General features: G+C 49.8%; 16 protein-coding genes. 4 read left to right on the top strand and 12 right to left on the bottom strand.

From position 1 onward, the window contains the following. Positions 1–111: 111 nt before the first annotated feature. From K7397_RS01730 to K7397_RS22125, 3 genes are all read right to left on the bottom strand, one after another. Positions 112–834, bottom strand: coding sequence for an amino acid ABC transporter ATP-binding protein (locus K7397_RS01730; protein ID WP_223066217.1), 723 nt, complete (start codon positions 832–834; stop codon positions 112–114). Further along, positions 821–1,483 carry an amino acid ABC transporter permease gene (locus K7397_RS22120; protein ID WP_223066218.1) on the bottom strand — a complete coding sequence of 221 codons (663 nt, stop codon included), beginning with the start codon at positions 1,481–1,483 and terminating at the stop codon, positions 821–823. The genes K7397_RS01730 and K7397_RS22120 overlap by 14 nt, the downstream gene beginning before the upstream one ends. A gap of 106 nt (positions 1,484–1,589) precedes the next feature. Then, positions 1,590–2,441, bottom strand: coding sequence for a transporter substrate-binding domain-containing protein (locus K7397_RS22125; protein WP_420488740.1), 852 nt, complete (start codon positions 2,439–2,441; stop codon positions 1,590–1,592). Between the two features lie 232 nt (positions 2,442–2,673). On the opposite strand from K7397_RS22125, the gene K7397_RS01745 reads away from it, so the two are divergent. Beyond that, entirely contained in the window at positions 2,674–4,419 is a 1,746-nt protein-coding gene (locus K7397_RS01745; RefSeq protein ID WP_223066219.1) for an alpha-glycosidase, read from the top strand. A gap of 125 nt (positions 4,420–4,544) precedes the next feature. Here K7397_RS01745 and glgA read toward each other — a convergent pair whose 3' ends face one another. Together glgA and glgB are read right to left on the bottom strand one after the other, a co-directional pair. Further along, positions 4,545–5,978, bottom strand: coding sequence for a glycogen synthase GlgA (gene glgA, locus K7397_RS01750; RefSeq protein WP_223066220.1), 1,434 nt, complete (start codon positions 5,976–5,978; stop codon positions 4,545–4,547). Between the two features lie 73 nt (positions 5,979–6,051). Then, entirely contained in the window at positions 6,052–8,070 is a 2,019-nt protein-coding gene (glgB, locus tag K7397_RS01755; protein ID WP_223066351.1) for a 1,4-alpha-glucan branching protein GlgB, read from the bottom strand. A gap of 206 nt (positions 8,071–8,276) precedes the next feature. Here glgB and K7397_RS01760 point away from each other — a divergent pair, with 206 nt between their 5' ends. Further along, the gene (locus tag K7397_RS01760; RefSeq protein WP_223066221.1) at positions 8,277–9,497 is read left to right on the top strand and encodes a glucose-1-phosphate adenylyltransferase; all 1,221 of its coding nucleotides are present in this window, start codon (positions 8,277–8,279) and stop codon (positions 9,495–9,497) included. A gap of 91 nt (positions 9,498–9,588) precedes the next feature. Here the strand turns inward: K7397_RS01760 and K7397_RS01765 are convergent, their stop codons facing one another. The 5 genes from K7397_RS01765 to K7397_RS01785 are packed head-to-tail and all read right to left on the bottom strand — an operon-like array spanning position 9,589 to position 14,315. Continuing rightward, positions 9,589–10,125, bottom strand: a complete 537-nt coding sequence (locus tag K7397_RS01765) for a GNAT family N-acetyltransferase (RefSeq protein WP_223066222.1) — start codon at positions 10,123–10,125, stop codon at positions 9,589–9,591. A 50-nt stretch (positions 10,126–10,175) separates the two neighbouring features. Then, on the bottom strand, positions 10,176–11,603 hold the full coding sequence (locus tag K7397_RS01770; RefSeq protein WP_223066223.1) for a HAMP domain-containing sensor histidine kinase: 1,428 nt from the start codon (positions 11,601–11,603) through the stop codon (positions 10,176–10,178). Further along, entirely contained in the window at positions 11,600–12,298 is a 699-nt protein-coding gene (locus K7397_RS01775; protein ID WP_223066224.1) for a response regulator transcription factor, read from the bottom strand. Before K7397_RS01775 ends, K7397_RS01770 begins: the two co-directional genes overlap by 4 nt. Before the next feature lie 24 nt (positions 12,299–12,322). Then, positions 12,323–13,579, bottom strand: coding sequence for a hypothetical protein (locus K7397_RS01780; protein WP_337926663.1), 1,257 nt, complete (start codon positions 13,577–13,579; stop codon positions 12,323–12,325). A 10-nt stretch (positions 13,580–13,589) separates the two neighbouring features. Beyond that, the gene (locus K7397_RS01785; protein ID WP_223066226.1) at positions 13,590–14,315 is read right to left on the bottom strand and encodes a phosphonate ABC transporter ATP-binding protein; all 726 of its coding nucleotides are present in this window, start codon (positions 14,313–14,315) and stop codon (positions 13,590–13,592) included. A gap of 222 nt (positions 14,316–14,537) precedes the next feature. Between K7397_RS01785 and K7397_RS01790 the strand changes: the two genes are divergently transcribed. Together K7397_RS01790 and K7397_RS01795 are read left to right on the top strand one after the other, a co-directional pair. Then, positions 14,538–15,455: a winged helix-turn-helix domain-containing protein gene (locus tag K7397_RS01790; protein ID WP_223066227.1), complete on the top strand. Its 918-nt coding sequence runs from the start codon at positions 14,538–14,540 to the stop codon at positions 15,453–15,455. A 59-nt stretch (positions 15,456–15,514) separates the two neighbouring features. Next, the gene (locus K7397_RS01795; RefSeq protein WP_223066228.1) at positions 15,515–16,282 is read left to right on the top strand and encodes an HAD family hydrolase; all 768 of its coding nucleotides are present in this window, start codon (positions 15,515–15,517) and stop codon (positions 16,280–16,282) included. Positions 16,283–16,388: 106 nt separating this feature from the next. Here K7397_RS01795 and K7397_RS01800 read toward each other — a convergent pair whose 3' ends face one another. Both K7397_RS01800 and K7397_RS01805 read right to left on the bottom strand, forming a co-directional pair. Continuing rightward, complete coding sequence (locus K7397_RS01800; RefSeq protein WP_223066229.1) at positions 16,389–18,635, bottom strand: type IA DNA topoisomerase; 2,247 nt, start codon at positions 18,633–18,635, stop codon at positions 16,389–16,391. 318 nt (positions 18,636–18,953) lie between these two features. Next, entirely contained in the window at positions 18,954–20,441 is a 1,488-nt protein-coding gene (locus K7397_RS01805) for a glutamate synthase subunit beta (protein ID WP_223066230.1), read from the bottom strand. Between the last annotated feature and the right edge of the window lie 4 nt (positions 20,442–20,445).

Raw genomic sequence — 20,445 nt, forward strand, 5'->3', positions numbered from 1 at the left:
ATGATCAGGTTGTGTATATAATTTATATTATGTAAACTTAAAGCGCACAAAAGACGACCCGACTAGGAAAGTCGGATCGCCCATTTGCGTGCGAATGCTTTTATACGATTTCTACAGCACCTTGCTTAGAAAATCGCGGGTGCGCGCCTGCTGCGGATTCCCAAACAGCTGCTCCGGCGAGCCCTGTTCGATAATTTTGCCCCCGTCCATAAACAGGATCCGGTCGCCCACTTCTTTGGCAAAGCCCATCTCATGGGTGACAATCACCATGGTCATGCCCTTTTCGGCCAGCTTCTTCATCACGTCCAGCACTTCTCCGACCATTTCCGGGTCAAGCGCCGAAGTCGGCTCATCGAAAAGCATCACATGCGGTTCCATAGCCAGCGCTCTTGCGATCGCGATCCGCTGCTTTTGTCCCCCGGACAGCTGGGAAGGATAAGCATCCTTCTTATCTTCCAGTCCAACCGTCTTGAGCAGATCGAGCGCGATTTTCTCTGCCGTGCTCTTGTCCATCTTTTTTACCTTGATGGGAGCCAGTATAATATTCTCCATTACGGATTTATGCGGGAACAAGTTGAAATGCTGAAACACCATCCCCATTTTTTCCCGCGACTTGTTGATGTCGTACTTCTTGTCCGTGATCAGTTGATCTTCGAAGCGGATTTCGCCCGAAGTCGGCACCTCCAGCAGATTCAGACAACGCAGAAAGGTGCTTTTCCCGGAGCCGCTTGGTCCGATCAGCACGACTACTTCTCCTTTGACAATATCCAGATCGATGCCTTTCAGAATTTGCAGCTGACCGAAGCTTTTATTCAAATTTCTAACGTTTATCACGGTTCATCAGCTTCCTTTCAAACACGCCGAGAATTTTGGACAGCATAAATGTCAAAATAAAATACATGATGGCGGCAATCAAATACGGCGTCATGGCGTCATAAGTGATCGTAGTGATGGTATAGGTCTGGTAAATGATTTCGGCGGCACCGATCACATACACAATTGAAGATTCCTTAATGATCGTAATAAACTCGTTGCCAATGGCGGGCAGTACATTTTTCAGCGCTTGAGGAAGAACAATGTATCGCATCGTCATGCCGCTGCCCATACCGAGAGAACGGGCTGCTTCCGTCTGCCCTCTGTCCACTCCCTGTATACCGGCGCGGAATATTTCAGCTAGATAGGCAGAGCTGTTCAGGATCAGCGTGATCGCACCCGATTCGAGTACGCTAAACTCCAAATGGAACTGCGTTGCAAAACCATAGTGTATAATGAGCAGCTGTACCAGCATCGGAGTGCCCCGCAGTATTTCCACCCATGCCGTTCCGATGAATTTCAAAATCCGCCAGCGTGACATTCTGAGCAGCGCGATAAAGATCCCGACTATAAAGCCGCCCAGCACCCCGATGGCCGCCAGCAGCAGCGTATATTGAAGTCCTGACAAAAAATAGCTCCGGTATTCCCAGAACATTTCAAATAATTTCATCCATCAATCATCCCTTTCCGAAAATTATAGTGTATCCGTCCCCTCAAAAAAAACAGAAAATAGCGAGGGTCCGCTATTTTCTGTAAACACAAACCGTTTAACTTAATTATTTCTGTTCTGCAAGCTCATTTGCTTTCTGCACAAACTGATCAATCAAATTGTCCTTTTGAAGCCGTTCCAATGTCGTATTCACCTGGTTCAGCAACTCGGTATTGCCCTTCTTCACGCCGATGACATAACCTTCATCCTCGGTAACCGGCTTCGCAGCCGTAATCGCAAGTCCCTGAACATTTTTAACAAAAGATTCAGCTACAGGCCCTTCGATAATTGCCGCATCGACGCGCCCCGATTTCAGCTGCATAATAATATCCGAGATTTTGGCGAGCTTAGTCAGCTTTGCATCTTTGATTTCTTTAGCCATATCCTCCTGTATAGATCCGGTTTGAACCCCGATCTTCTTGCCTACCAGAGATTCCATCGTCGCGTATTTGTCCTTGTCGCCTTCCAGAACGACGACGGCTTGTTCAGCCTTGTAATAGATATTGGACAGGTCTACTTCCTTGGCCCGTTCAGGCTTTGGGCTTAGCCCGGAGATGACCAGATCCACGCGTCCGCTCTTCAGCTCGTTCAGCAAAGAGGTGAACTGCATATCCTTGATTTCAAGCTCGGCTCCCAAATCCTTGGCGATCTCATTCGCAATATCAACGTCAAAGCCGACAATTTGATCTTTGCCGTCCGCCGACTTGATATGGAACTCATAAGGCGGAAAGTCTGCGCTCATGCCGACAACCAGTTTTTTCGAAGCTGCGCTTTCTTCAGGCGCGCTGCTTGCGCTGGTGCCGGTTTTGCCTCCTGCATTTGCACTCGCACCGCTGTTATTCTTATTTTGACCGCAAGCAGCGAGGAGGCTCACGGAAACAAGCAGGCAAATCGTCAGTAAACTCCATTTTTTCATCATTTGTTTCTCTCCCTGTTGTATATAATAAATTAATTAGCAGCAGGACTAATTATAGGACAAACCGTATAGTTATGCAAAGTGTTTTCAGTAATAATTTTTTCACAAATTCACAAATTAGTGTCATTTTACATTGATTGTTATTAACATGAGCTGGCCAAAGAATCTGAATCTTTTGATTCATTCTGCCCTGCCCATGGTTAATGAATTGCTATACGTTTCTGGAGGTGATCAGATGCAGTTGGAAGCATTTTACCATGTTTCCCGGGATAAATGGGCCTATGCATATGATCCCGAAACCATTCATTTGCGCGTTCAGACCAAACGGGACGATGTGGATCAAGTGCTCGTCTGGACAGGGGACAAATACGACTGGGATGGGACGTTTAAGGAGCTGCCGATGGAAAAAGCGGCTCATGACGACATGTTCGACTATTGGGAAATCGAAGTGCGTCCGGCCTTCAAACGATTGTCCTACCTCTTCAAGCTGATCGACGGCATGAAAACGGTATACGCCAATGACAAGGGGCTTCATGATGATCCCCCGTATCCGCCGGGCGGCAACTATGAATTTGCCTATATCCATGAAATTGATGTTTTTAAAGTGCCGGAATGGGCCAAAGAAGCCGTTTTTTATCAGATTATGCCTGAACGTTTTGCCAATGGGGATCCTTCGAACGATCCAGCAGGGACACAACCCTGGGGCGGAAGACCTGAAATCGATAACTTTTTCGGCGGGGATCTGCAGGGCGTGCTGGATCATTTGGATGATCTGTCGGACCTTGGCATCAACGCCATTTATTTTACCCCTTTATTTACTTCCCCATCCTATCACAAGTACGATACCGTTGATTATAATCATGTCGATCCGCACTTTGGCGACAACCAGCTGCTTCAAAGAGTAGTGCAGGCCTGCCACGAAAGAGGAATCCGCGTCATTCTGGACGCTGTGTTCAACCACTGCAGCGAGCTTTTTCCGCCGTTTCAGGATGTGCTGAAGCATGGGGAACGCTCTCGATATGCCGGATGGTTCCATGTCAACGAGTTTCCTCTGCAGACGAGAAACGGCATTCCAACCTATGATACTTTTGGTTTTTATGCCAATATGCCCAAATTCAATACCGCCCATCCCGAAGTAAAAACATATTTGCTGAGCGTCGCCGAGTACTGGATCAAGGAAGTGCAGCTGGACGGCTGGCGGCTTGATGTCGCCGATGAAATCGACCATCATTTCTGGCGTGATTTCAGAAAAGTCGTCAAGGAGGCCAATCCCGAGGCGTATATCGTGGGCGAGGTTTGGAGCGATTCGCTGACCTGGCTTCAGGGAGATCAGTTCGACTCCGTCATGAACTATCCCTTCTCGGACAAAGTGCTTGAATTCTTTAACGGCGGCATGGACGGCTACAGCTTTGCGAACTCCATGGGAGCCCTGCTCATGCGTTACCCTCACCAGACCAACGAGGTTATTTTCAATATGCTGTGCAGCCATGATACGCCCCGTTTGCTCTACAGGCTGGGCCATGACAAAAGGAAGCTCAAGCTTTCGGTTGTGTTTCTGTTTACGTATATGGGCACGCCTTGCATTTTCTATGGGGATGAGGTCGGACTGACCGGTTACGGCGATCCGGACTGCCGCAAATGCATGGAATGGGATCGGTTCAGACAGGATTGGGAGCTGCATGACTTCTACAAATTAATGATCGCCCTCCGCAAAAAACATGCAGCCCTCCGCAAAGGACGATTTCGTTTCCTGCAGGCCGAGAAGTATGACCCGTGCATTATTTATGAGCGAGCCGACGACAAAATACATTTTACAGTCTGGATGAATAATACAAATGAGCACCAAACGTTATGCCATCCGATCGAGACTGGCGATTGGCGCGACGCCCTGACGGAAGAGCCTGTCTGGCCCTATGACGGAATGATGAATATCGGGCTTGATCCGTTCGGATACCGCATTTTATATCGGATAATCAAATAGAACGCCCTATAAAGCGTAGCCCATCCTTTTGGATGATACTCCTCTTTACCCGAAAAAAAGGGACTGCCCCACCGGAAGATCTATCTTCGTGGGGCAACCCCGTATGTGCTCCCGAATAACCGACATTACCTGTCGGTTATTTTGTTGTAAATCTCTGTGTATTTTCCGGCTGAGACGTTCCAGCTGTAATCTCCGGAAAATGCGTTTTTGGCGACTTTCTTCCAATGCTCGGGAAGATGGTAGAAATGAACGGCCCGGCGCAGCGTATGCAGCAAATCGTGCGCATTGTAATGCGTGAAAGTAAACCCGTTGCCCTCTCCGCTAAACTCGTTATACGCCTTCACCGTATCGTTCAAACCTCCGGTTTCACGGACAATCGGGATGCTGCCATAGCGGAGTGCGAGGAGCTGGCTGATGCCGCATGGTTCAAATTTGGACGGCATCAGGAACATGTCGCTTCCCGCGTAAATACGGCGGGATAAGCCGTCGTCAAACGTAATGATCGCAGCCAGCTTGTGCGGCTGTCGATAAGCCGCTTCCCGGAACCAATGCTCGTAGTGCGGATCGCCGGTTCCCAGAATGACAAACTGAACATCGTTGAAATAAAGCAGCTCATCCAGAATCCGCATGACAAGATCCAGGCCCTTCGGTTCAACCAGCCGCGTCACCATGGAGATAAGCGGCGTATCCGGAGCTTCCGGCAGACCGAGCTCCTTCTGCAATTCGACCTTATTCACGCGCTTTTTGGCCAAATTACTGCGGTAGGTCGTATTCAGCGCTTTATCCGTTGCGGGATTATACAGCTTCGTGTCAATTCCGTTCACGATGCCTGACAGCCGGCCGTTCAGCGAACGAAGCAGGCCGTCCAGTCCATATCCGTAATAAGGCGTCTTTATTTCCTCCGCATAGGTCGGGCTTACGGTTGTAACATGATCGGCATACACAAGTCCCGCTTTCATGTAGCTTACATTTCCGTAATATTCGATGCCGTCAGGCGTGAAATATTCGTTCGGCAGGCCTAGCAGGTCGCCCAGCACCACATAAGGAAAAATCCCTTGATACAGCAAATTATGTACCGTAAACACCGTCTTGATTCCTTGATAAAAGGGGTTATGGCCGTAGTGATGGCGAAGCATCAGCGGAACCGGACCTGTGTGCCAATCGTGGACATGAATAACGTCAGGCCGGAAATCAATCACAGGCAGAATTTCCAGCACCGCGCGGCTGAAAAAGGCAAAGCGCTCGCCGTCATCGCCGTGTCCGTAAATACCGTCACGCCCAAAATAATATTCGTTGTCGATGAAATAGACCGGTATTCCTTCATAGGTCAATTTTTCAATGCCGCAATACTGTTCTCTCCACCCTACATAAGCAGTCGTGGTCGCCAAATGCTCCATGCCTTGTTTGAAAGAATCCGGAATACTCCGGTACTTGGGCATCACGATTCTGATGTCATGCCCTTCCTTCAGCAGCGCTTTTGGCAGCGCGCCGATCACATCTGCCAGCCCCCCTGTTTTGACAAAAGGGCTTCCCTCTGCCGCGGCGAATAAGATGTTCATTCCAAGTCTCCTCCTTTCAAATGGTCCCGAGGCCTTATCTTATGCCTCGTTAAGTATGCTCCATCCTGGTTGATTATCCCTTGGCTGCTCTCGTTTTGTTCATTTGCTTCCGTTTCTTATCTGCCTTCTCCTCGTTGCCGCCAATCTTCCCTTCTGCTCGAGTTCGTCCGGGTCCGGGGCTGCCAGCATTTCTGGGCTGCCGCTTCCAGATCGAGACGCTAAGAGGCGGAAGACAGAGCTCAATGCTGTGTGTCTGGTCGTGCCAGGCGATTTTTTCGGCGCTTAGCGGAGCTTGATTGGGCGATCCGGACCCGCCAAATGCAGTGTCTGCGCTGCTGAACACTTCCTCGTAGCTGCCCGTTTTGGGGACGCCGATCCGGTATCTTTCCCGGGCTGCGGGCTGAAAGTTGATCACGATGAGCAGCGTATCCCCGCTTCTCTTTCCTTTGCGCATGTAGGCAATAACGCTTTGGCCCCCATCATGAGGCGTCAGCCACTGATATCCGTCCATGGAATGGTCGAGCTCCCACAGCGCGTTTTCACGCAAATAAAAATGGTTTAATGCTTTTGTATATGCCAGCATCAGGCGGTGGGAGTCATAGCCAAGCAGAAACCAGTCGAGCTGGTCCTGGTCCTTCCATTCAATAAATTGCCCGAATTCTCCGCCCATGAACAAAAGTTTCTTTCCGGGGGACGTGAGCTGATAAGCAAGAAGAATGCGCAAGCCGGCGAATTTCTCCTCATAACTGCCCGGCATTTTGTCTAGCAGTGATTTTTTCCCGTGTACCACTTCATCATGCGACAGCGGCAGCGTATAATTCTCGGAATAAGCGTATACGATCGGGAAAGTCAGCAGATGATGTTTGGCTGGTCGATCCCTGAACGTCGTTTCTATATACCCCAGCGTATCATTCATCCAGCCCATATTCCATTTATAATTGAAGCCAAGCCCTCCGTCCTCTATGGGACAGGTTACAAGCGGCCAGGCACTGGACTCCTCGGCCATCATGAGGGTATGCGGGTAATATTGGAATACAGTCTGATTCAACTTTCTCAGGAAATCGATCGCCTCGATATTTTCAATACCGCCATATTCATTCAGCCGGTACTGTCCTTCCCTTTTTTCAAAGTCCAGCCTAAGCATGCTTGTAACCGCATCCACACGCAACCCGTCAAAATGATATACATCCAACCAATATATGGCGTTAGAAATCAGAAAAGAACGGACTTCAGGTTTCCCAAAATCGAAGCTGAGCGTCCCCCAGCCCGGTTTATCGGCTTTCAGCGGATCGGCATACTCATAGAGTGGGGTCCCGTCGAACAGTCTAAGCCCGTGGTCGTCTCTTGCAAAATGTCCGGGAACCCAGTCAAGCAGCACCCCAATGCCCTGCTGATGGCAGCAGTCCACGAAATACATCAAATCCGCAGGCTTGCCATACCGGCTTGTCGGCGCAAAATATCCGGTAGCCTGATATCCCCATGACAGGTCATAAGGATGCTCGGTCAGAGGCATAATTTCAATATGGGTGTACCCCATTTCCTTAACGTATGGAATAAGCGCATCCGCCATTTCGCGGTAAGTCAAAAAAGTGCCGTCCTCCTTCTGCTTCCAGGTCCCGAAATGAATTTCGTAAATATTAAGCGGTTTCCGGTAAGGAACCCGGTTTTTTCGCCTCCAGGCCCCGTCGGCCCAGCTGTAACCCGTTATCGGAGCAACGACCGAAGCTGTCGCAGGCCTCACTTCCGCATGAAACGCATAAGGATCGGATTTCAGAAATTTGTTCCCGCACAGATCCGTGATTTCATACTTGTAAAATGTTCCTTGGTCGATTCCTGGAAAAAAACGACTCCAAAAACCCGATTCGGGTATCTTATATAGCGAGTCGTTCTCTCCCCTCCAGCCATTCCAATCCGATGCAATTCCGACATGGATGGCATGCGGTGCCCAAACGGTAAAACGGACGCCACTGCGGCCCTCTTCAACGGTCAAATGAGCTCCGAGCGAACGATAGCTGCGATATAAAGTTCCCTCATGGAACAAATAAATATCTTGTGGTGAAATCGCTGCTGTATGGTTATCTGCTGCTGCCATGTCCGACAATTCATCACATCCAATCTTTAAAAATAAAGAGGATTTACGCCCTTATTACCCCTTCCCGTATCGGTTGAAAAGGAAAAAGACGGGCTGAAATAAAAATTGTAATTTTTCAGTTAATTCCCAATAAAATGGTTTCAACAACAGTATATCTCGTTTATGTATGTACTACACTGACAAATTCAAATTGGGAGGGAAACGACATGAGTAATAAACAATGCATTGCCATGCTGTTGGCTGGAGGGGAAGGCCGCAGGTTATCCCCGCTCACGTCAAACCAAGCAAAACCGGCGGTGCCATTCGGCTGCCGTTACCGGATTATCGATTTTCCTCTCAGTAACTGCGTCAATTCCGGAATCGATACGATCGGCGTATTAACGCAATATGAAGCCGGTTCGCTGCATGAACACATCGGAGACGGGACTGCTTGGGGACTCGGACGCAGCGTGAATGGAGGAATATCTTTACTTCCTTCCAGCAACAGTGGATCTGATGAATATTTGGGAACAGCTGATGCCATTTATAAAAATTTGGACTATATTGACAGCCATAATCCGGAAAATATTCTGATTCTGTCCGGTGATCACATTTACCATATGGACTATCGCGAGATCCTTGATTTCCATACGAAAACGGGCGCACCCGCCACAATTTCCGTCATGCCTGTGCCCTGGGAAGAAGCACATCGCTTCGGCGTCATGGTAACGGATGAGAAGTACCGTATTACGGAATTCGAGGAGAAACCTGAACAACCTCAAAGCAACCTCGCTTCCATGGGCATTTATTTGTTCAAGTGGAGTTATTTGAAGCGGCATTTGCTCGAAGATGCTGTGAATGAACAATCAAGCCATGACTTTGGCAAAGATGTTATTCCCAAGATGCTGGCTGATACGGAACCCATGTATGCCTTTCCTTTCAAAGGCTACTGGAGAGACGTAGGAACGGTCGGAAGCCTTTGGGAAGCTCATATGGATCTTCTCGCCGAGGAAAACGATTGGAAGCTGCACAATGCGTCCTGGCCGATGTACACGAATGAGTGGAGCACCAAGCTCAAGGAGTCTAAGCATAGCACCATTCCGGCCAGAAACTCGATTGTTCATGACAATTGCGCGCTGGAAGGTTATGCCGAACGGTCTGTTATATTTGGTGGTACATCTATCGGACGTTTTGCCAAAATCAAGGACTGCGTCGTCATGCCAAACGCTTCGATCGGACGCAACGTGCTGATTGAATGCGCGATTATCGGCGAAGGCGCCACGATCAAAGACGGGGCAGTCATCAAAGGCTCTCCGGATCAGGTTCTTGTGGTTGTCCCAGGCGAAACCGTACTCGCCAAACCGGTTGTTCGTCCACAGCCAACCCGTTTGCTAAAGGAAGTTTACGACAGCCCTGGAGCGCTTCGTGCGGGCGGAATGTCTTCTTAAATAGCGGCTTTAGGGTAAAAGAGGGTCCTAAGCTAACTTTTATATAAAGCTTAGGACCCTCTTGTCGTTTCTATCATACTTCCTTTTACGCTCATCCACATTCATGATGCTGGTATAAGGTATACAGACTGTTATTCAATTCGGATGAACCGACCCTGCGAAACCCGAGTCCCTGATAATAGCTGTTAAGCTTGTCGTTTGTAGCCCTGCAGTCAAGCCGAAGTCCCTTCTTATCATCAATACGGCTCTTATCGACCGCCCATTTCACGAGCGCTGCTCCTAATCTCTGACTTCGGTAGGGCTGACTCACCGTTAAGCGATGCAAATAGTAAAACCCGTCATCATTCAAAGGGCCCCAATAATCCGGATCGGTGCTTTGAAGCGTGAACATCCCTGCCGGAACTTCTCCGTCAAAAGCTAAATAAAGGCTGCGGACTTTAAAATAAGACAATACTTCCTCCGGTGTGAATTGATCGGGATTCCATTGACGGATACCCGAAGCTATCATCCACTGTGCAGCCTCAACGAGCATGCTGCGGATGATCTCAGCATCCTGCGGCTGCGCCTTCCTCACCCGGAAAGCTTTTCCCGTTTCGGTTCTGATTTCGCTGCTGCCTTGAGTAGTCAAAATCCTTATTCCTCCTGTCCATACATTTATGTCGTTCTCTCTCTACGCAATTACTGCTTGCTCATGCTGTCTTCGATTTCTTCCTGCAAAAGCGGAAGAGATACGGTTACCGTTGTGCCGGAACCCAGTTCGCTGTCAATGTCCATTGTCCCTTGATGAAGTTCAACCAGTTGCTGGGTAATAGCGAGACCAAGCCCTGTTCCACCGCCCTGATGATTGACCTGGAAGAAGCGGTCCTTTACCTTGCGCAAATTTTCTTCGCTGATACCGATCCCGGTATCTTTTACGGAGACGACCGCACTCTTCTCGGTCTGCTCGACATTCAAATAAATCAAGGCGTTTTCATGCGAAAATTTAATCGCGTTGTCCACAATATTGAGGAAAACCTGTTTTAATCGGTTCGGATCGGCCGGTATCATTAAAGGCTGCTCTACCTGCCCCTCCAGCTTTAGTTGAATCTGCTTTTGTTCGGCCTTTGCCCAAACATTGAGCATAATTTCCTGAAGCAGTTCAACAATATTGACATGACTGATTACAAGCTTCATTTCATTTTGCTGCAGCTTGGAGAAATCCAGCATTTCCTCTACAAGACCGATCAGCCTGTCGGTTTCTTTCGAGATAATTTTCATGCCGATCTCGGTTTCTTCCGGGTCAAAGCCGCCGGAGGTCAGCGTTTCGCTCCATCCTTTGATACCGGTAAGCGGAGTCCGCAGCTCGTGAGAAATCGAAGAGATGAAATCATCCTTGATCTGGTTGCTCCGGACAATCTCCAGAGCCATGAAATTCAGTGTGGCAGCAAGTTCACCAAGCTCGTATGCATAATCGCCTTTGACCCTTACATTGAAATTCCCCTTCGCCATCTGCGAGGAGACAGCCTGGATATTATTGATTGGCTTCACGATCGAATTGGCGAGCCCCATACTGAACAGCAGCACCACGGCGAGCACGATGACTCCGACAACGATTGAAAGCAGCGTGATATTCAGCAGCTTTTCGTTCACCAGCTCAAGTGATGTGATATACCTGATAATGTATTTGTTCTCTCCGTTGACTTTAAGCGGGCTTGAAACCGCCATGACCAATTCTCCGGTTCCGGGCTGCCTGCCGATCCATTTACTGATGTTCCCCGCCTTTGCCTGCAGAAAATCACTTGTCTGCACAGGCTTGTCAACTTGAAAATCCGTACTGTTGATCAGGACAACCCCATCGCTGCTTAATATCTCTACCTCCGTATTCACCAGCTTAAAAGTCTGGATCATATCAGGGAGATAACTGAGTTCGTCTTCATCGCTTTGCTTCACATACTTCTGAAAATAGTCCGAGGCCCAGGCTGCGTAATTCTCCAGATGGGTGCTGATGCTGTTGTAGTAATAAGAACGAATGGCAAACATGAAAATAACTTCAACCAATAGCAGTGTCATAAACACTACGATAAAATAATGTAATACAATTTGGCGGCCAATCCCTTTCTTGATCATTGACCCTCGCCTTTCCATTTATAGCCGTGTCCCCAAACCGTTTGAAGATACACAGGCTCGGAAGGATTGGTCTCAATTTTCTGACGCAGACGGCGAATGTTCACATCCACGATTTTGGGATCCCCCATATAATCTTTGCCCCATACATGATCCAGCAGAACATCCCGGCTCAGCGGCGTGTTCTCCTGCTCCAGAAAATATTGGATGAGCGAAAATTCAGTCGGAGTGAGCTCTACCAACTGCCCGTTCTTCTTGAACTGCTTCGTGATCAGATCCAGGGAGAAAGGACCGGAGGTGAATGAGACCTTTGCGCTGCTCTCCCGGTACACGTTTACCCTGCGCAGCAGTGAATGGATTCTGGCAATCAGCTCTGTCGGGCTGAACGGCTTGCTGACGTGATCGTCGGCTCCCACGGACAAGGCGTAGACCTTGTCCTGTTCCTGGACCTTGGCGGTCAGAAAAATAATGCCGATCCGTTCGTTGGTTTCCCGTACCCGCCGGCACACTTCAAACCCGTCAATCCCCGGAACCATAACATCGAGCAGCGCGATGTCGATGTCAGGGACGGAAGTAAGCTTGCTCAGCGCTTCATTTCCGTCGGCTGCTTCCAAGACTTCAAAGCCGTTGCGCTTCAGGTTAATTACAATAAAACTGCGAATCGATTCTTCATCTTCCAAAATCAATACTTTGCTCACAGATACAAACCTTCCTCTCTAACCCTATTGTTCATCCGAACCAATCTTGAATCCGCTGCCCGTAGCCCGGTATCCAATGACTTTGTCGCTTGTCCGCTCAAGGAGCTTCCAGTCCTGTTTGCTTCGATCCCACTGGGCAAGCGTAAAATATTTAACTTCCAATACGGTCTGCCCATTGTCAATCCGTATAAATTTCAGATATTGGTTCTTCACGGATTTTGCGTCGATCGTTATTTTGCCAATCAGTTCTGCTGGAATTCTGATTCCCAAATATTCTTGCCATACAGGCTTCTCATTATTGTCACATTGATAATAGGTATAGAACCATGGGATATCTTCCGGAGAGAAGCCTTCCCATCCGGATGGCTTTTGCAGCAGACCGTATTCGAGTATGCCATCCCCGTTGACATCTCCGCTTGCAATCAGCTCATCTTTGAACGTCTGGTCCTGTCCAAGGATCTGGACCAGTTTGCCCTCCTTCATGGTAACAGCAAGGGTATAAGCGGCATTGCCTGCTTGCGACAGGGACGCATCCAGCATCACTCCTTGTTCCCCGTCAGCAGTTATCTTTCCTGTAACCATATTATAATAGCCATTGATGTTGGAATCGAGTTCCAGCTTGTCCAATTGCTCAAACGATTTCCCGTCATACTGGTATGTCGTAATGTTGGAAGCGTCATTTTTCTTGAAATAGACGACCGTTAAATCGTTTTTCTCATCGGCGTTCAAATCATTGATGGCATAATAGCTATACGGCAGCTCCACCAGAATCTTCTCCAGCTTCCCACCTGAAAACGAGTAAACAGAAAGGCCTTTTTGAACTTGCTGCTCCCCGTTGGAATAACCTGCAATAATGTCAATTTTGCCGTCATGGGTCAAATCCGCAAGCTGAAGAGACTCGAGCACCTGGCCTTCTCCATCAATCTTGGCTTCAGGAACCCAGGTTTTCCCCTTGTTCTCAAAAATAACGCCGTGAATCGGCACCGGATCGTCGGGAGTTTCATAGAATACCAGCGCTTCGTTGATCCCGTCGTTATCAAAATCCTGCACACGGATCAGACTGGCCGTTCCATTGTCGTTCGGACGAATCGGAGTACCGCCGCTCGGCAGCTGTGCCAAATATAAATTAACTACGCTTCTCAAAGATTCTTTATCCAGCGAAAGCTGAGGGGTCTTCATCGATGCCTTTGGATCGAAATCCAGATCACATCCGCTAAGGACGAGCATCAGAAGACATCCAATCAGAATGCCCAGCCTATGTTTGCCTTTCAATACAATCACTCTCTTCATGCTATATGGACTTTTTCTCAGCTGTTGTTAATCTTCTGCCCTTCACATCCAGAATGAGCCGACCGTCGTTCACGCCCCATATTCTCGTGCACCAGCGTTCCGCAAGCTCGACCGGGAGTACGACGATGACCGTCTTCCCCTGCTGTTCGCAAACGGATTTCAGCACCGAAAGCACTTTATCCGATGAATGCGGGTCCAGTCCCACTACCGGTTCATCGGCAGCCAAGACCGACGCCCCGTGCACCAGAGCCGTACAAATGGCGACGCGCTGCTTCTCCCCGCCGCTGAGCTTGCCGGCAGGCACTTTGGCCTTGTCCAGCAGCCCTAACTTCTCAAGTTCATCCATGGCTCCCATATAATCGTCCGAACGAACCATCCCTGTCATCCGCCGCCACCACGGCGTTTGACCGACCTGTCCGATCAGCACATTCTTATGAGCCGTCTTGTTCGGATAAAGCTGGGGATTTTGCTCCAGATAAGCGAATTTGGATTTATACTTCATAGGGGCGGATCCGCCTCCTGAAATGAGCGTATCTCCATTTGCCAAATAATCGCCTTCATTCCACCGCGTACGCAAGGATAGGCACCGTAGCAAGGTACTTTTGCCGCTTCCGCTAGGCCCAACGACACCGATCATTTCCCCTTCTCCAAACAACGCGTCAATGCCGCTGAGCACAGGCTTTCCATCGGACGTTATCCGTTTGGTCAGACCTACAACTTTATACATGGGCTTTTCTCCTTTTGACAAGCCGTAATTCTCTTACCTTTAGTGTAGGGGAAACGGCCTCTAAAATCCAGCGGACAAATTCGGCTTACCCGTTTCATCTTTGTTACTTTTCAAAAAGATGATAAACTGGAATGATTCAAACCTAAACATTATAGTAGACAATCTTTCACCGAACGAGCCATAATGGGAAAGAAGCAATGATTTTGCGGGGGGTACAATTACATGTCCTATAACGTTAAAGTGGACGTTTCTCCAATATACGAATTTCTAAGCAGTTTCATGATTTACACAACCCGCAGTTGGACCAGCAGTCTGGACCTAGGCGCCGAATGGCTGGCTCAAACACGGGAAAAGCTGCCTGAGAAGGAAGCAGCTCTGATTGACCGGGCCGCAGCCTGGCCTTTTGACGATTATGACATTCTTTTTGCCTTGGCGATCCGGCGGAGACCGAAAATGCGGGTGACTCACTTTCTCAAGCAATTGCAAAATGCTACAGCCGAAGCGCTGCATGCAAGCATCGCCGACTTTTTGCCGGCACTTACCACAGGGGCTGTCGAGCTTGTGCGAAGCCGTTATTTTCCGCTGCTTCATATTTGGTATGAGCGCTACTTTCAGTACATTGAACCCGAGCACGAGCTTTACCTGCGCGAGGATGTTTTTGAGAAAAAAACGCTGCAAAACAAGATGGATCCGCAGGGCCTGATCGAGCTCGCTACAAGCGGCATTATCGTCGGCGACCATTTGTCCGTAAAAGAAGTGGTCCTTTTGCCAACCCTTCATTTGAGGCCTTTAAATACATACTGCTTTTACAACCAAACCTTGATGATTCAATACCCGATTGACTTTCCGGAGAAAGACGAGCAGCCGCCAAACGTCCTGCTCAGACTGACGCGAGCTTTGGCCGATCCTGAACGCTTGAAGCTGCTTCGTTTTATAGCCAGCGGCGGTCCGCGATCGCTCGAAGAAATCAGACAGGGCATGCCGGAATCGGGAGACGAGCTGACCAGCGATCTTATGATGCTACGGGTTGCCGGATTGCTGCGCATCCATTTGGAGAAGAACCGGCAGGAAAAGTACAGCCTGCGCGAAGACGGAGCTGCGGAGCTGCAAATTTTTCTTGAATCCTATATTCAGGTATAATGGATTCCGAAGCGAGACGCCAAATTAGAAAGACAGGGAGTTAAAAAGGAGTGGCTTCTATGAAGAACAAACCTGTTTTGCGGCAGCATGTTATTTTTGATCTTGATGACACGCTTATATATTGCAACAAATACTTTGAAATGGTTCTGGACCAGTTCACGGAACTGCTTCAGGATATGTTTGGACCGGAGCGGATCAAACCTTCCGAAATTCGCGCGAAACAGATCGAAATCGATGTAGCGGGCGTGCATCAGATCGGCTTCGCCAGCCATCATTTTCCGCAATCGCTCGTTGAAACGTACCGCTATTTCGCGCGGCTGCTTGACCATCCGGCAAGTAAAATCGAAGAAGCCCGGCTGGTCAAACTGGGCCTTAGCGTCTACGATCATACTGTCGAGCCTTATCCCGGCATGGTTGAAACGCTCGAAATCCTTAAGAAACAAGGGCATGAGCTTTATCTTTATACCGGCGGAGAAACCCGGATCCAGCAGCGAAAGATTGACCAGATGAGGCTTTCCGAGTATTTCGATGACCGGATCTATATCCGCCAGCACAAAAATGTTCAAGCCCTCGAGGAAATTATCGGGATGCACCAATTTAACCGAAGCCTGACCTGGATGATCGGAAACAGTTTGCGTACCGACATTGAACCCGCTCTAACAGCCGGCATTAACAGCATTTACATTAAGCGGCCGGACGAATGGGCCTATAATCTGATCGAACTGCAGCAAAAAACGAACATGATCATGTATACCACCACTTCCCTGGAGGAAGTCCCGAGCATTATCGCCGAAAGCATTGCCTTGAAACATCAACGGACCCTGTAACAGGGTCCGTTTGTCATTTGTCATTTTGTCATTGTTCCATCTTAATTTCTCAATGTCCACCTGCGTTCTCCGCTGTGGGCATGCTGGCTGTATCCCAGCGGTTCACCTATTCCTTCCTCACTATGCCCAGTCGCCCGCTATCCGGCTCGGCCAGAACGATTCTCGCTTTGTAATCGCCGGAGTCGTCCTTGAACGACAGAAGCTGGGTCTCCCCTTTTTGCAGCAATGAGGCGAGCATGGGGCGAGATATTTTTTTACCGGCAAATTCCTTCCAGATCACAAAACCGCAGCCCTGTCGAAAATGGGTGCAGCCGTAACCTTTCCGCCCTTCGATCAGCTGGCCGCCGCAGCCCTCGCGCGGGCATGTCCCGAGAATTTCCCGTTCTCCGCTTGCCAATTTTGAAGATGTGCTGCCTCCGGAAGGTCCGTTCCCTTCGGAACGGGTTCCCCGCTTTCCAGCGGAACTACGCTCTCCGCCGGAGCGGGTTCGGGAGGATTGCTTCGCTTTGCCTTCAAACAGCGAGGCATCGGCTTTCTTCTGCGAGCGCACCTTCTCGACAATCGAGATTGTAAATTTTCTTACGTTCTCCATAAACTTTTCCGCAGCCGCTTCCCCTTTGGAGATTTGATGCAGCCTGCGTTCCCACTGCCCCGTCATTTCAGGCGAGGTCAGCAGCTCTACGCCGGCATGCCGGATCAACTCCACCGCCGTCCGCCCTTTTTGGGTCACGGTGATTCTTTTACCCTGCATCGTGATGTAGCCGACCTTCTTGAGACGTTCAATCGTAGCCGCCCTGGTCGCCGGCGTTCCAAGCCCGGCATCCTTCATGGCTTCCCTGAGCTCATCATTCTCAAGCTGTTTGCCGGCGCTCTCCATCGCTTTGAGCAGGGTGCCTTCCGTGAACGCTTTTGGCGGTTTGGTCGCCTTCTCTTTCACTTCAGCCTCCCTGCACTGAACCATACGATCCGGATCGACCGCGAAAGGCTCGCTGACAAGCTCTTCCTCTTCCTCGTCTTCTTTTTTCTTGCCTTTTCCGTTTTTGGTGCCTGATTCTTCGCCCTGGCAAACCTTCCAACCGGGAGAAAGCAATTCCTTGACATTAGTTTTGAAGGTTTCCCCTTCCACTTCTGTGAGAACGGTATGCTGTTTATACTCCGCAGGCGGATAGAAGTGGGACAGGAACCGCCTGATCACCAGATCGTAAATTTGCTGCTCGTCTTTGCTGAGCGCAGCAGAGCGCTTGAGCGTCGGCAAAATGGCATGGTGATCCTCGACCCGTTCCGGATTGCAAACCGCTTTGTTGTTTTTGTGAACCCGGCCTGCTTCGGCTCCGTCCGCCAAATCCTTGTAAGGCGTTGATTTAAGCATGTGCAATGCCTTATGCATGCCGTCGATATTTTGCTCCGTCACATAGTTTGAACTTGTGCGCGGATACGTAATCACCTTGTGCCGCTCATACAATGCCTGGGCGATATCGAGCGTCTTTTTGGCCGAATAGCCGAATTTCGCATTGGCTTCGCGCTGCAGCAGCGTTAAATCGTACAATCTGAACGGATATTCTTTCGTATCCTTAATATCATACTGGGTGATGCGTCCGGGTTTATTTCTCACCTTATCCGCGATGGCTGCCGCTTTATCCGCTTCCGTCAATCCTTCGCCCTGCCAGGTGCCGCTGTAAGAACGGTCCTCACTAGCAAACAGCGCCTTGATTTCGTAAAAAGTCTGGGAATCGAACGCTTCGATTTCCTTCTGACGGTCATAAATGAGCGCCAGTACGGGGGTCTGGACTCTGCCCACCGAAAGCAGCTCCCGGTGCTTCGTTGTAAAAGCGCGGGAAGCGTTCATCCCGACCAGCCAGTCGGCTTCGCTCCTGGCCCTTGCCGCAAGCGTCAAGTTGTCGAATTCGGCGCTGTCGTGTAAGTAGCTGAAGCCTCTGGCAATGCTCTCCGAGGTCAGATCGGAAATCCATAACCGCTGCACGGGCTGTTTGAGCTTCAGCTGCTGCTGAATGAGCGCAAATATGTACTGTCCCTCTCTCCCGGCATCGCAGGCATTGACGATCCGTTCGCATCGTCTCGCGAGTTCCCCGATCGTCTTAAGCTGATCTTTCGTCTTCGGGTTCGGTACAATCCGAAACTGCTCGGGCAGAATCGGCAAATCCGCAAAATTCCATTTCTTGTACTTGGGATCATAGGCATCCGGCTCGGCAAGCTCCAGAAGATGCCCAATTGCCCACGTAATAATATATTGGTCGCCCTCGAGATAGACCCGGTTGTTCTTGGCCCGCGGTTCAATCACTTTGCCAATAGTCCGTCCCATGTCCGGCTTCTCTGCGATCACAAGTGTCTTCAAACCCCATTCCCCTCTCTTGCTTCACACAGAAAGGACCTCCGCTTGCCCTGGTGACCCGCGGAAGTCCTTTCCCTAACCATTGACTCTATTATACCATAATTTTGATTAAACTGCTTTTGCCGCAGCTTGTCCATAGTCACAGGTAATGAGTGTCGCTATAGGCCCAAGCGGGATGGAAAGCAAAAAACAGTTTAAACGGCTGCGTTTTGGTGCCTCCGCCAAGCCCGCATTGATCAATGCTAATATAATGAAAAAAAGCCTGCACCCCCAATAGGAAGAGGTACAGGCTTGCTTGCAAAATGATTTCGTTTAACACACTTAAACGAGAACCGTAGCGCCCATCAAATATTTATCGACTTCGCGTGCCGCTTCGCGTCCTTCGTTAATCGCCCAGACAACAAGGCTCTGTCCGCGGCGCATATCTCCTGCCGTAAACACCTTGTCTACGCTCGTCTTGAACTTGCCATATCCGGCTTTGACATTGGATCTGCGGTCCGTTTCAAGCCCCAGCTCGTTCACGATCGTGTGCTCAGGACCGTCAAAACCGATAGCGATCAGCGCCAGCTGCGCCGGGAAGACCTTCTCCGTACCCGGGATCGGCTTATAAATCTTGCGGCCCGTTTCATCCACAATACGTTCAATTTGAACCGTGTGCAGTTCTTTCAGGTTGCCGTTCTCATCGCCGACAAATTTCGTCGTCATGATGGAAAATTCACGCGGATCCTTGCCGAATACCGCTTTAGCTTCCTGATGCGCGTAATCCAGCGTATATACGTTCGGGAACTGCGGCCAAGGGTTACTGATCGGATCGCGCTCCAGCGGCGCCTTGGTATGCGTGCCGAACTGGGTAACGCTGCGGCAGCCGTGACGCAAAGCCGTGGCTACGCAGTCAGAGCCTGTGTCGCCGCCGCCGATGACAATAACGTCCTTGTCCTTGGCCGACAGGTATTCACCATTCTCCAGATTGCTGTCCAGATAGCTCTTGATGGTTCCGTTCAGATAAGGCATGGCGTATTCAACGCCGCTGAGTTCACTGCCTTCGATGTTGAATTCGCGCGGCTTTGTAGCCCCGCCGCACAATACAACCGCATCAAATTCGTCTACCAGCTGCCGGGCCGGAATATCTTTGCCGATCTCGGTATTGGTTACAAAAGTAATGCCCTCCGCTTCAAGCAGTTTGACACGGCGCTCTACAATCTTTTTATCCAGCTTCATGTTCGGAATACCGTAAGTGAGCAATCCTCCTACACGGTCCGCACGTTCGTATACGGTCACAAGATGGCCCGCTTTGTTCAGCTGCGCCGCACAGGCAAGTCCTGCCGGACCGGAGCCGACAACCGCTACTCTACGGCCGGTCCGCGAAGCCGGAGGTTCAGGAACGACCCAGCCTTCTTCAAAGCCCTTCTCGATAATGGCTTCTTCAATGGTCTTGATCGTTACAGGCTGTCCAATCAAGCCTACGGTACAAGAACCCTCACACGGAGCAGGACAAATACGGCCCGTAAACTCCGGAAAGTTGTTGGTCTTGTGCAGACGGTCAAGCGCCTCTTTCCACAATCCCCGATAAACCAGGTTGTTCCATTCCGGAATCAGGTTATGCACCGGGCAACCCGAGGTTCCGCCCGTCATATCAATACCAGTATGACAATACGGCGTGCCGCAATCCATACAACGGGCTCCCTGCGAGCGCAGTTCTTCTTCCGACATATGCTTATGAAACTCTTCCCAATCCTTGACCCGCTCTCCCGGATCCCGATCTGCCGGAAGCTGGCGTTTAATTTCCATAAAACCCGTAGGTGTAGACATAACC

It is taken from the genome of Paenibacillus caui (assembly GCF_019904135.1).
Classification (GTDB): Bacteria; Bacillota; Bacilli; order Paenibacillales; family Paenibacillaceae; genus Fontibacillus; species Fontibacillus caui.

Coding starts and splice junctions, on each gene's coding strand:
- K7397_RS01790 (WP_223066227.1), top strand. CDS start 14,538: ATGTCCTATAACGTTAAAGTGGACGTTTCTCCAATATACGAATTTCTA.
- K7397_RS01745 (WP_223066219.1), top strand. CDS start 2,674: ATGCAGTTGGAAGCATTTTACCATGTTTCCCGGGATAAATGGGCCTAT.
- glgB (WP_223066351.1), bottom strand. CDS start 8,070: ATGGCAGCAGCAGATAACCATACAGCAGCGATTTCACCACAAGATATT.
- K7397_RS22125 (WP_420488740.1), bottom strand. CDS start 2,441: ATGATGAAAAAATGGAGTTTACTGACGATTTGCCTGCTTGTTTCCGTG.
- K7397_RS01795 (WP_223066228.1), top strand. CDS start 15,515: ATGAAGAACAAACCTGTTTTGCGGCAGCATGTTATTTTTGATCTTGAT.
- K7397_RS22120 (WP_223066218.1), bottom strand. CDS start 1,483: ATGAAATTATTTGAAATGTTCTGGGAATACCGGAGCTATTTTTTGTCA.
- glgA (WP_223066220.1), bottom strand. CDS start 5,978: ATGAACATCTTATTCGCCGCGGCAGAGGGAAGCCCTTTTGTCAAAACA.
- K7397_RS01770 (WP_223066223.1), bottom strand. CDS start 11,603: ATGATCAAGAAAGGGATTGGCCGCCAAATTGTATTACATTATTTTATC.
- K7397_RS01785 (WP_223066226.1), bottom strand. CDS start 14,315: ATGTATAAAGTTGTAGGTCTGACCAAACGGATAACGTCCGATGGAAAG.
- K7397_RS01805 (WP_223066230.1), bottom strand. CDS start 20,441: ATGTCTACACCTACGGGTTTTATGGAAATTAAACGCCAGCTTCCGGCA.
- K7397_RS01760 (WP_223066221.1), top strand. CDS start 8,277: ATGAGTAATAAACAATGCATTGCCATGCTGTTGGCTGGAGGGGAAGGC.